Below are 12,002 nucleotides of genomic sequence, written 5' to 3'. Positions count from 1 at the left end.
GGAGGCTCGATGGCGATACAGGTATCGGTGTGCGGTCCGCGGAACTGCACAGAGGAAGACCGCCGCAATGCTCGCGAGATTGGGCGACTGCTTGCCACGCGGGGGGCGGTGGTGATCTGCGGCGGCTACACCGGTGTGATGGCCGAAGTCGCCGCCGGGGCCGCTACCGCTGGCGGGACTGTCGTCGGGATTCTGTCTCGGGCCGACCGGGAGGGCGCGAATCCCGATCTCACTATCACTATCCCCACGGGGGTGGGCGAGGCACGCAACAACATCATCGTGAACAGCGGTGACGCAGTGGTTGTCATTGGGGGTTCCTGGGGCACGCTCTCAGAACTAGCCCTCGCCAAGCGTCGCGGCGGCGTGCCCGTAGTACAGCTCGGCGGATGGCAGATCCTCGATGCGGATCGCCAGCCTCTACTGGGCATTGAGCACGCCGCTACGCCTGCTGAAGCGCTGGAGCGTACTGGGTTGTGGTCGTGATCAGACACCAGTTTCGCGATGACGATTTATCCCCTGTCGATCATCGGCGACAGCGTGGTCAGGCCTGAGTCTGGCAGCGTAGCGGCTACGGGGTTCGGCCGCGATCGGAAGGCTGCCGGTAGGGGAATCGGTCGCTGCCACGGCGTGGACCCCTGCCCTTTGATTGGCCCAGTGAGCGGCCGTCGGTGAAGTGGTCGATGCGCCAGGCGATGACTCTGGCGATCGAGTCGGGGTTCTTGAAGACTCGGTTGTTAGAGACGGCGCGCTGGAGTAGTTGCTCTGGTTGGTGTCCTGCGCTGTGGGCTTTGCGGAGTTTGGCGAGGACGGTTTTCCAGGCTGGGGTGGCGGCGATCTGGTCTGGTGATGCGATTCCCGGGTGTTGGGGGAGGTGGTCGCGCAGGATGGCGAGGTATGGAGTGTCGGGCCTGTGCGGGGCGTCGCTGAGTTGCCGGTGGATGGGGTGGGATAGCGACCCTGCCGAGTCGACCGGTCCGACTGCGTTGGCGGATGCTTGGACAGGGGCGGTGATGTCGATCCCGTTGGTGTGAGCGCGTTGCAGGAGGTCCGCCAGCTCTGGCGAGTACAACTGGTCGGCCGTGGCGGCCAAGCCGTGGTCGCGTAGTGCGTTGATGAGCAGGGACCGCAGTTGCGCCCATTTTTTAGGGATCGGGTGGCTGGGGGCGGGGGGCCGGTCGGGGTGTTTGGCGTGTTGGTGGTCGGTGACGCGCTGGTTGATCTGGTCGGCCAGTTCTTTGGAGAGGGCGCGGTCGGCACCGGGTACGAGGCGGTTCTGGGGATGGAGCCGGGGCGGTGTGATTTTCGCCTCGTGCAGCAGGATTTGCGGGTCTAGCCCGGCCTGTTCGGCAGCGTATAGGGCCGCTGCGAGTTCGGGGGTGCGCAGGTTCACGTGCATGTCGCCGAACCATTCTCGTGCCGCCTGGTGGATGAGGTCGGCGTAGCGTTTTCGGGCTGGGTGCTCCTCTTGGCCGCCGTCAGCGGGTTCATTGTGCGCGGGCCCGCCGGGGGCGCCGCTTGTAGTCCGCGGTCCGTCCACCGCAGGGGCGGGGACGTTGAGGCGCTGCTGGATATGGAAGGCCAGAAGATCAGCCAGCGGCAGGCCGGGGACGTGTAGAGCCGTGCCGATTTCGGCGTTGTCGGCGGCGGCGTGGAGGACCTGTGCGGGGCCGTACCCGGTGTGCTCGGCGCGGCGCAGCACGGTCGCCAGGATCGGGTAGACGGGGTGGCTGGTGATCTGGGCGGGGTCGATCAGCCCGCCGAGTGTGGCGTGGACGGCGCGGCGGAGGTCGGGTCGCTGGGCGGCGTCGCGGTCGGGGAAGTGGTGCACTGGGTCCAGTTGCCAAGCGGCCAACTGCAGGTGGGTAAGGGCTCGCTCGGTGGATGTGGCTTGGGCGGTGAGATGGCGTTGCCGGTGCCAGGCCAGCGCGGCTTGCAATGCCCCTGCGGCGGCGACGATGACAGCGGTGATCGCGGTGGTTTCCTGGCGTCGGGACATTGCTTGGCCTGCGGCGCGGATGGCTTGGGTGGCGCGTCGCAGGCTGGAGCTGACCTCGTTGTGGGTGCGTTGGATGGGGACGCGTGCGCCGCGTTCGAAGGCGTGGGCGGCGGCGGTGAGCTGGTCGCGGATCTGGCCGGGGGCTTGGTCGGCGGCGATGGTGAGCAGGTCGCCCACCGCTTGGGAGTTCGCGGCACGGTTGGCGTCGGTCGCAGTGTGGGGCAGGGCACTGGCGGGATCGTCACCGGCAGTGCCGCTACCGGTGTCGAATGCTCGCGCCGCTTGTGCCAGCGGACTGACGGCGGCGTTCCAAGCCCGTGCCCGGGTGTCGCTAGGGCTCGGCGCCGGCGCGCTCGCCGCGTCGGCGTCGGCGTCAGTGTTGCGCGGGGGAGGGACGACTCCTTGCCATCGTTCACGGACACGCGGCAACGACAGATCGGGGTCCAAGGTGGACCCGGCATACCAGATCGGATCCCGGTCGGCGGTGAGATCACCTGGCAGGTGCACCTCGTACCCGGCGGGGACGCGCTCGCCGCCGGACGTAGGAAGATCATGGGTGCGCACCCGTACACCCGCGTCGGCCAGTGCGCGGATGAACGCCGGTTCGTCGGCGGCTGCAGCGGCGGCGCTGCGGACCCGCCTCCTGAGCGTGTCACGCGCCGACACCGCCCGCGCCCACCCGGCGGTCTGCGCCGTCGTCTTCTTCTCAGAGGCGTGGGCTGACCCGTCCACCGGGAGGCGATGCATCAGGGGTCCGGTTGCCAGGTTTCCGGCTACTGCGTCGCGGCCGAGCCGTTGGGCTTTGCCGAGTTCGGCGCGCGTGGCGCGGCGGGAGGCGGTCCAGTCCACCGGCGGAGTGACCGCCAGCCCGTAGCGTTCCTCCAGGTTCCGGCAGGTCTGTCGGAGCCGTAGGTAGTCGTTGCCGCGGTCGGGCATTTTCCCGTCCATCCGCCGTAGCGTGGCCACGATGTGGATGTGGTCGTCGGCGTGCCGGACCGCGACCCACCGGCATCCGCCCGGGTCTCCCTTGGGCGCGATCCCGGCCGCGTGGACCATCTCGCGGGCGGTCTGGTTCCATTCCTGGTCGGTCAGCAGCCGGTCGGTGGGCGCGGTGCGGACCGCGCAGTGCCACAGGTCCCGGCCGCGGCGGGGGTGGATGACGGTCAGCCGGTCCAGTTCGGCGGCCAGTTCCGACAGCCGCACCTGAGCCTCCTCCGGGGACGTGGCTGCGGCCGGGTCGTCGACCAGGCCGTCCCACGAGGCGATCAGGTGCGGGTCGTGGTGTTCCTGCGCCCGCCCAGGCCCGTACAAATAGCTCAGCACGTCCCGCGTCGTGGAACGGCCGTGCTCGGCTCCCACCCCCGCTGTCCCCGCCTTCTTTTTGGTCTTTTTCTTTCCGATTACCTTGGCGACCACGGGGCGCTCCGTGCTCGGTGAGCGGGCAGAGCCTGGCTGATCGCCTCCGCGGTGGCCCCCAGGTCCACGGTTGATTTACCGTCGTTCACTCTTCGAGCATAAGAGCGCCAAGCCGCGTCGGAAGGGTTATGTCTGACATAACCCATATCTTGCTCCGTCGCACCGGCAGAGAACGACCGAGAAAAATCTCCTCCTCCACCACCACCAAGTTTGTGCCCACGCCGACCGGCCCACCGACAGCAGATAGCCGATCTGGTCGATCCATTACCACGGAACTGCGACACCGGAGAGTGTCAGATCTCCGGCTCTTCCCAGCGCCAAGCGGGCCGAACCGCATCAGGGAGAGCCGCTGCCGGAAGACGCTCGGCACCCGGCCACATCTCCCACCGGAAGCAGTCTGATCCCTAAGGATTCATAGCCGCTTGATCACTCACAGTGTGGCGGAAGGGCGAGTGGTCTTCCCTCCAGAATCCCTGTGGCTCCCCCTTGCCAGATCTTCATCGGTGCGGGTGAAGCGGGGCGGAGCACGCGGTCCTGGGTGTTACCGGCGGTGGTGCTTGTCGGCCCAGCAACCGGCGCATTCGCCGTCGCTGCGGCGCGCTGCTCCGGGATGGTCGGGGCAGGCGCGAGGGGCGGCCGGTTTCTGGGTGAGGAGCTCTGGGAGCGGCGGGGGCGGCAGTCTGTGCAGTCGGCTGATGATCACGCCGGGGATGTTGCGGGCCCCGTGCAGGTCCCGGGTGAGTTCGGCGCGGAGCCGGTCGCCGGGCCAACCGTCCTCCAAGGCCCTTGCCACCCACGGAGCGGCGTGCTGGATCGCGCTCTCGCTCAGGTTGACCCGCTGCGGCAGCGTCCGAAGAAGATGCCGCGCCTCCTCCACCACCACCTGGCGGGCACGGTCCTCCGAGGTGCTCTCACCGCGTCCTGGCACGACTTCGGCTGTGTTTACGCGTCCCTGGTGGTGGTGGTTTTTATGGTTAAGGTTCTTCTGGTTAGGGTGCGCGCACGCGCTCTCCTGGGGTGCGTGTTTACGCACTTGGGTTGTGCGTGTTTGCGCACTGCCGGGAGTCTCCTGGACCGGCCGGAACGGGCGCGAGCCGCCCTCGTGGTCTGTGATCTCGTCGGCCTGCGGGGTGTCGTCGGGTTCAGCCCACGGGGTGTCGGCCAGCGTACGCGGCCCCTGATAACCGGGCCGGGGTTGCAGATGCAGGACGTAGAAGTTGCGGGAACGCATGCCCGAGGTCCGGGTGGTGCGTTTGTCGATCGCGCCGACCTCGATGAGTTCGGTGAGATAGCGGTCGATGGTGCGGGCTTGGGAGAAGCCCAGCCGGGCCGCCAGATTCTGCCGGGAGGGGAACACGACGCGGTCGCCGCGCCGCCGGTTCAGATGCACAGCCAGTTGCCAATACAGCGCCTGGGCTCTGGCGGAGATGCCGCTGAGCGCCACCCAATCGGGCAGCATCGTCCCCGCACCGGGGCGGGCGACGGCCAAGGGCACGGAAGTTGCGGCATCGGTCGGGTCGGTGCCGTGTTCGGTGATCTGGTCCTGCTGGTCTTGGCTCACCGTGTCCTCCTGAAGACCCGAAACCATCGCCGTCCGCCGCGTGCGGGACGCGGGCGATGGGTCAAGAGGTGCGATCGGCGCACGCGCCGCGATGTCCGAACCTGGAGTTGGCGGGGGAGAGGGCCTCTGGAAGCCATCGGCTGCGCCTGCACATCGTCGGCTCCCGCCGTTTCCGACTGCGAAGCGTCCTGGCTGACGTCGGCTTCCGCCTGCATGGTGCTCATCCGCGAGCCCTCCATGATGAAGATCTTTGGAGGAGTTCAGGCCGTGGCCCTTTCTCCTCGTCCGGCGGAAGCCGTCCGCCTCACCGAGCCGAGAGCGCGTCAACCCGCCCGTGAGCGAAGCGGCGGGCGGGTTGACGCGCGACGGCCGGTGAGGCAGGCTCCGCCGCTGGACGAGGAAAGGCCCGGCTCTACAGCCGGGCCCTGTCGCCTTATCCCTGTTTCAGTTCTGTGGTAGAGGCGTTCCGATCTCCGAGGGTGGGGCGGATAGAACATCTTGGCGGCGTCCCCTCGCACCCACCGCACTCCCCGAGATGCGGAAGGCACTGCGACTGGTCGTCTATTGCGGAATGGGGCTCGTGAGACTGGCTTCGGCTCCGCCTGTTTCGCTTTTGCTCGCGGTGGGGCAGCCCCGTTAGGTAGGCGGGGAGTCGGGTGATGGCGGGGCATACGCGCTCGGCTGGCAGCAAGGCCAACCAGGGGGAGTTCGATGAGCAGATCTGGGGACCGTACAAGCTGAAGCCCTTCGCCGGCGGCGCCCGCGACCAGCATCGATTACTTGCGCCTGATCGACGCCAAGCACAGCGCCCGGCGTTGGATGCGGTGTGGGAGCAGCCAGCCGGACGCTGGGAGGAGGCTGGCGAGGACACCCGCGTCCAGGTGGTCACTCCGGTTGGCAGTCCGAGAAGCAGTAATCGTCAGGAGGTGGCGCACCACTTGCCGTCGACGAACTTCGCTTGCAGGCCGAGGGCGGTGTCGCCGATGGTCTCCTGAATCTCGGCGGAACCGTTGTGGCGATCGACCCGCACGTTGCCGATCTGCCAGTTGCCGTCCGCTACCCCGGTGATAACGGTGTAAAGCGTCGACTTACCGTCGCAGACCATGTCGTCGGCGGCGGCCTGGTTCTTCCCCTTCATCGCGGTCAGATAGCTGCTGGCGAACTCGGTCATCGACTTGACGTCGGGCAGAGGAACAGCAGAGGACGCGGCCGACTCCGGATCGTTCTCGGTGCCGCCGCACGCCGAGGCGAAACCAACAAGGAGGCAGATGGCCAGCCCTTGAACCCACATCCGCACGCGCATCTTTGGCCCCCTCGAGAACCGGTCCACCGATGTCGCGATCAGTGTGACACAGGTGAGTCAGGCCCGAGACCGGTGTTTCCGCGTTATTCCTAGGCGAGGTGTTCGGCGAAGAAGGCGAGGGTGCGCCGCCAGACGGTGTTCTCGGCCTTGCGCGTCTCCTAGTAGCCCTTTCAGAGCGTGTCGGCCCGATAGTGGGGCGGTAGAACAACTCGGAGGCCGCCCTCGCATCCCCTGCACTCTCACGCTCCGGGGCGGGGGAGCGGGGCGCTTTTCGGTTGGCCGCTACTTGCGAAATGGGGGCTCGTGAGACCGGCATCGGGCCTACCGCTTGCCCATTCTTGCGATAAGCGCGGGCTCATTATCTGGGCGAGGAATCAGGTAATGGCCGAGTAGCCGTTGCTCAGTCGCTCGGGAGGTGAAAGAGCGGCGGCCAGAGTCGGAGGCCCGGTATGCCGAGCATCGTCGAGGGCCCCCGGACGCCGGGGATCCTTCATGTGCGGGCGAGGAGTCGGCCCATGATGTAGACGGGTGAGGCGTCCAGGTTCTTGCGTTTGTCGATGTAGCTCTGGGTGGTGCGGGGGTCGGTGTGGCCGAGCAGCCGCTGGATCTCCTGGACCGGAATGTTCTCCTCATCCAGGAGGGTGGCGACGGTGTGTCTGAGCACGTGCGGGTGCATCGCCTCGCACACCTCGTGCGGAAGTCCTGCTTCGAGGGCCATGCGGCGTAGGAGGTGGCGGACGTAGCCGCGGTCGAGCGGCTGGGGGACGCCGTCGCTCTTGGCACCCGAGCTGCGTAGCAGTGGCCCTTCGGCGCGGCCGTTGAGGTAGCGGTCGATGAGGTGGGCGGTCGCCGGGGTGATGGGCAGGGTGGCGGTCTTGCCGCCCTTGCGGACGATGTCCAGGGTCCGGTGCCCGGAGGTGGAGGCGAGGTCGTCGGCGTCCGCGCCGCACAGCTCCGAGACCCGCATCCCGGTTTCCAGCAGCAGCCGGGTGACGATCGCGGAGCGGAGCCCGTCATTGTCGGCCGCGCCGATCAGTGCTACGGCCTGGGAGCGTGTCAAGGCGATGCTGCTGGGTTCGTCGGGTGGGCGGGGTCGGCGGACGTGTGCGGCGGGGTTGCGGGGCAGGACGTCTTCGATGAGCCAGTAGGCGTAGAACGAGGAGATCGCCGCCAGACGGCGCCGCCGGGTGCGGGCGGCGAGCGGCGGGTCGTGGTCGTCGAGTTCGGCGCGGTAGGCGTCGACGTCGCCGCGGCGGGCGTCGGCGACCTCGATGCCGTAGTCGTAGCACCAGGTGAACCAGCGCCCGACGTCGCGGCGATAGGCGTCGCGGGTGTTGGGGCTGGTGTAGGCGCGCAGCCAGATCTCGATGGCGGCGTTGGGGCCGCCGAGCCCGGCGAGGGTCAGCCCGGCTCCGGTTCCGGAGTCCGGTGCCCCGCCGCGAAAGATGATCTTGCCTGGGGTGGCGGTGTCGGTGTTCTGCGGGTTCCACATAACTGGGGTTATGGGGGGTTGGGAATGATCTTGGTCTGGTGTTGTCGGCGGGGTGTCGGGTGGCTCGGGGTCGGGTCGGTCGGTGACCGCGAGCGGCGTGGGTTCGTCGGTCATCAGGGCCCCCGGTTCGCGGTGGGATGGCCGTCAATGGATCAGCCCCGGAGAACGGGTGTTCTCCGGGGCTCGGCTGGAAGGCGGGGAGGGCGTTGGGCGCTTGGTCAGTTCCGCTCGCCCCGGCGGGTTGAGCGGCGCTCGCGTTGTTCGAGGCGGTTGTGGACGCCGCCGGTCAGGATCCACCACAGCGCCAGCACGGCCAGGGCCGCACCCGCGCCGACCTCGATCCGGCCGGACAGCGCGGTGAGCGCGATGGCGGCGGATGCCGCCACGATCAGGCGGTTCACCACTGGTGGTTTCGGCGGGTGATGGAGCGGGGTCGGCGGCCGGTGCCGTCGCAGGTGGGGCATTCGCCCCAGGCGTCGGCGCGGAAGACCGAGGAGTGGCGGGCGCGGCCGTGGCAGGTGCGGCACGGCAGCCAGGGCCGGGCTCGGACGTCGAACCGCCACCAGAGCAGCAGGGCGACGACGATCAGCAGAAACAGCAGCCCGCCGGTGACGGGCGACCCTTCATCGGCGTCGGCGAGGACGGGGGCGCAGATCAGGGCGTTCATCGGCCGCGCCCCCGGCTGGTCGAGCGGCCGGTGGAGCGGCGTTTGGTGTGCCGTCCGCCGCCCGCGCGCCCGCGTCGGCGGTGGGCGGGTTGGCCGAGGTCTTGGTCGGTGAGCAGGTAGACCAGCACCTTCACCGTGACGGCCAGGATGATCGCGGCGGCGGCGATGAGGGTGAAGGAGAGTTGGAGGACCAGGCCGAGGGCGAGCACGCCGGTGGCGGCCGCTCCGCCCCAGGTGTTCCCGGCGGTGGCCCATTGGGTTCGGCGGGTGCTGCGGTCGTGCGCGCCGACGTGCACGGTGCCGTGCTTGGTGTGCCGGTCGTGCGCCTTGACGTGCCCATCCCGGTCGGGCGGCTTGCGGGCCTGCGAGCGTTTCGTGCTCGTGGCGGACGTGCGGGCCGGGCGCTGGCGGGTCGGGGTGGAGTTCGGTGCCGGTTCCTTGGCGGGCATGGGGGCCTCCGGGGAGGTTTGAGAGGGGTGTGGGAGTTAGGTGGCCCGACCTAACTGAGTTAGTGATCTCACTCGGCTGTGGCGGGGACCTAACTTGGGGTCTGGCCTGCGGAAAGTTAGGTGAGTTAGGCGGGTTAGGTAGGTCTTGGCGGGCCCCTGGGAGCCCCCGGAAACGGGGTGCGGCGGGAGGCGGTCACCTAACTCACCCGCCCTGGTCGGGGTCGGCGGTGGTGCGGTCGGGGGTGGGGCGTTGGGCGCGGGCGCGGCGGACCTCGGCGGGGTCCAGGCGTTGGACGTTGCCGGTGTTGGTGACCCGGATCCCGTAGGCCTCCAGCCGCTTGCGGAGCTGGGAGCCGATCAGCGTCCGGTAGGGGCCCCAGTCGGGGGCGAGTTCGCGGAGCAGGACCGGGACGTCGGCCAGCCGGACCCGCTCGCTGCCGAGTACCTGGTCCAGGTCGTCGAGCAGGTCCCGGGGGCCGCTGCTGGTGCGGGGGAGGTCGGAGCCGGGGACGGGCAGGCCGCGCCGGTCCAGTTCGGTGATGGCGCGGTTGATGAGGGGGGTGACTTGGTCGTTGTGTTCGGAGACGTCCAGGAAGTAGGCCTGGATGATGTCGGAGCGTTCGCCGGTGATGCCTTTGGCGATGCAGGTGCCGCGGTCGACGCCGGGGATGAGTTCGGTGGCGCGGTGGCCGCCGGCGTAGGCGCCCTGGCCGAGGAGGGCGTCGTTGGCGTGGTGGTCGCCGACGGCGAAGGCGAACCCGTTGGTGCAGTTGCGGGTCACATCGCGGGGGATGGAGTTCTTGGTGGGGGCTTGGGTGGAGACGATGAGGTGGATGCCGCGTTTGCGGCCCAGTCGGGTGGTCTCGACCAGCAGCCAGGCGATCTCGGCCCCGAACTCGGGGTGGTTGATCGCGACGTGCGCCTCTTCCAGCAGGCACACCAGCGGGTGCAAACCCACCCCGCGGGAGGCGATGGTGCGGGTGACCTCGGGGGTGCGGTACTGGACCAGCAGGTCCCCGCGCCGCTGCACCTCTTGGTGCAGTTCGCGCAGGTCGTCGCGGATCTGCTCGATGTCATGGCGGGCGGCTCCCATGACGTAGCGGGTGCAGCGCCGCTGGAACACCTGGAAGTCGTAGTTGGCGTCGGGCACCCAGATCCGCAGTTCAGCGGTCGGGTCCAGCGCCGCACCGGCCATGAGCGCGCGGGCCAGAGCGCTCTTGCCCTGGCCTGGCATCCCGCCGACGATCGTGTTGCGCTCCATCATGGGCGCGGGGATGGGGTCGCCGCGCAGCGTCCGCCCGATCGGCACGCCGCGGAACAGGTCGGCCAGCCCCTCCTCCAGCAGCGGGTAGGGGCCTGCACCCTCCGCGAGGATGCCTTTGTCGGCGATCCACAGGTCGAGGATTCCGGCTTCGGAGCCGGTGGTGGGCCACACCTCTTTGGCCAGGCGGTGCAGCCCGGCGGCCAGGTCGGCGCGGCGCCGGGCGATCCGTTCGGCGGTCACCCCGGCGGGCAGGCGGACGATGGTGTGGGTGCCGCGGCCGTCGCGGCGGACCGGGACCAGGTACTGCAGCAGCAGCCCTTGTTTGAAGTAGGCGGTGATCTGCTGAATCCGCAGCGCTTCCAGGGCGCGGGCGATGGTGGTCTCATTGATCACCAGATCCACATCGGTGTCATCAGCGGTGGCGATCCACCCGATCGACGCGGCCTGGGAGCGGCCCAGCCGCCACAGCGCGGCCACTGCGATCCAGGGTGCAGCCAGTAGCAGCGGGCCCCAGGCGACTCCGACGATCACCACCAGGAGTTGCACGGCGTTCGCCACGGCCAGGGTCGGGGCGGCGATCTGGTGGGGGTCGTCGGCGGCGAGGGCGAGCAGGGCTCCCAGGCCGACCAGCAGCGCGACCACCCCGGCCGCGACACGCGGCAGCGCCGACAAGAGACGGATGGGGAGTTCCAGCAGGTCCATGCGGCGGGCGTGCCGGTCCTTGCGGAACGCCGAGGCGCGGGCCTCCCACTCCAGCGCGGCCTCCACATCACCGGCCGCCTCCGCCGCGCGCAGCATCCGCTCGTACCGGGCGGTAGTGCGCGCGTCCCACAACCGCCGCGCCACCACCACGCCACCTGCCGCCACATACAGCACCTGACGGCCAACAGTGCGGGAACCGGGGTGGGTGACGACCTCGGTCACGACGTCGCGGACCGCCGCGACCGGGCGCGGGCGGACGTCGAGCACGGTCCCTTCGAGGACCTCCTCATCGGTGGTGGTGGTCAGGTCGGTGCCGGGGTCGTCGGTGCGGGTGGACTTGACGAGACTGACCGGCGGCTGATCGTCCTCATGCGATTCGGTCACGGGAGCTCCCGTTCCTGACGAGCGCGTACGAGCAAGCGGGCAAAGGCGAACGGGGGATGGCGCGTACGGGGATGGGCGCGTACGGGGTGTGGCGTACGGGGCGGGCGGCGTACGGGGGAGTGGTCTGGGGGGAGTCAGGTGCCGTTGGTGTCCGCCCGCTCGAGCGGCTCGCCCGTACGGGGAGCGGCGGGGGATTGGGCGGCCTTCTTGGCGGCGCGTACGGCCTTCTCACACCACGACCGCTCATAGCCCGTACGGGCCCTCAACCCGCCCGGACCGTCGTAGACCGGCTCCCACGTACCGCCCGCGGCTTCGGCCCGGCGGATCTCCTCGGCCAGCACGCCGATCCAGTACTCCCGCGACTTGCGGCCCTTCCTGGAGGCCGTCCGCGCAGCAGGACCCTTCTTCTTCGTACGGGCCGGGCGGCGCGCGCGGGACGGCTCAGGCGCGGCGGGCCGGACGGGATCCAGCGGCCAGACCGGCCGGACGAGCACGCTCGGCACCCTCCCGTACGCCCGTACGGCAGGAGCCGTATCCAGCGGGGCGAGCGGGGCCGTACGGTCCAGCCATCCCAGCCCGGACGGAGCCTCCGGAGGCAAGGCCCGTACGGGCGAGAGGGGGAGAGGTGGAGCCGTACGGGCCTGCTCGCCGCTGCCCGTACGGGACTCAGCCGTACGGGTCTCCGTACGGGGGTCGTATGAGGCTCGCCCGTACGGCGTGCGGGACGGACGCCGAGACGCCGGTCGGCACGCCGCTCCCGGATGCGGC

At 69.5% G+C, this 12,002-nt stretch carries 10 protein-coding genes; 1 reads left to right on the top strand and 9 read right to left on the bottom strand.

Annotation, left to right across the window (positions count from 1 at the left end):
- The first annotated feature begins 9 nt into the window (after nt 1–9).
- Nucleotides 10–483, top strand: a complete 474-nt coding sequence (locus FXF65_RS33665) for a TIGR00725 family protein (RefSeq protein WP_148354092.1) — start codon at nt 10–12, stop codon at nt 481–483.
- 85 nt (nt 484–568) lie between these two features.
- Here FXF65_RS33665 and FXF65_RS33660 read toward each other — a convergent pair whose 3' ends face one another.
- From FXF65_RS33660 to FXF65_RS33620, 9 genes are all read right to left on the bottom strand, one after another.
- Nucleotides 569–3,412 carry a relaxase/mobilization nuclease domain-containing protein gene (locus tag FXF65_RS33660; RefSeq protein ID WP_148354091.1) on the bottom strand — a complete coding sequence of 948 codons (2,844 nt, stop codon included), beginning with the start codon at nt 3,410–3,412 and terminating at the stop codon, nt 569–571.
- A gap of 541 nt (nt 3,413–3,953) precedes the next feature.
- The gene (locus tag FXF65_RS33655; RefSeq protein WP_148354090.1) at nt 3,954–4,973 is read right to left on the bottom strand and encodes a helix-turn-helix domain-containing protein; all 1,020 of its coding nucleotides are present in this window, start codon (nt 4,971–4,973) and stop codon (nt 3,954–3,956) included.
- A gap of 919 nt (nt 4,974–5,892) precedes the next feature.
- A complete protein-coding gene (locus FXF65_RS33650; RefSeq protein WP_148354089.1) occupies nt 5,893–6,276 on the bottom strand; it encodes a hypothetical protein in 384 nt (127 codons plus the stop codon).
- Between the two features lie 490 nt (nt 6,277–6,766).
- Nucleotides 6,767–7,768, bottom strand: coding sequence for a tyrosine-type recombinase/integrase (locus FXF65_RS33645; RefSeq protein ID WP_187412645.1), 1,002 nt, complete (start codon nt 7,766–7,768; stop codon nt 6,767–6,769).
- 218 nt (nt 7,769–7,986) lie between these two features.
- Nucleotides 7,987–8,169 (bottom strand): hypothetical protein, encoded by a 183-nt coding sequence (locus tag FXF65_RS33640; RefSeq protein WP_148354087.1) that lies wholly within the window; start codon nt 8,167–8,169, stop codon nt 7,987–7,989.
- Nucleotides 8,166–8,435 (bottom strand): hypothetical protein, encoded by a 270-nt coding sequence (locus FXF65_RS33635; protein WP_148354086.1) that lies wholly within the window; start codon nt 8,433–8,435, stop codon nt 8,166–8,168. Before FXF65_RS33635 ends, FXF65_RS33640 begins: the two co-directional genes overlap by 4 nt.
- On the bottom strand, nt 8,432–8,884 hold the full coding sequence (locus FXF65_RS33630) for a hypothetical protein (protein ID WP_148354085.1): 453 nt from the start codon (nt 8,882–8,884) through the stop codon (nt 8,432–8,434). Before FXF65_RS33630 ends, FXF65_RS33635 begins: the two co-directional genes overlap by 4 nt.
- A gap of 202 nt (nt 8,885–9,086) precedes the next feature.
- Nucleotides 9,087–11,234, bottom strand: a complete 2,148-nt coding sequence (locus FXF65_RS46020; RefSeq protein WP_187412644.1) for an FtsK/SpoIIIE domain-containing protein — start codon at nt 11,232–11,234, stop codon at nt 9,087–9,089.
- Nucleotides 11,235–11,368: 134 nt separating this feature from the next.
- Nucleotides 11,369–11,728 (bottom strand): hypothetical protein, encoded by a 360-nt coding sequence (locus FXF65_RS33620; RefSeq protein ID WP_148354084.1) that lies wholly within the window; start codon nt 11,726–11,728, stop codon nt 11,369–11,371.
- Between the last annotated feature and the right edge of the window lie 274 nt (nt 11,729–12,002).

The organism is Actinomadura syzygii (assembly GCF_008085905.1).
GTDB lineage: Bacteria > Actinomycetota > Actinomycetes > Streptosporangiales > Streptosporangiaceae > Spirillospora > Spirillospora syzygii.
The sequence above is the reverse complement of the archived record's forward strand: the minus strand, read 5'-3'. Positions and strand labels throughout refer to the sequence as shown.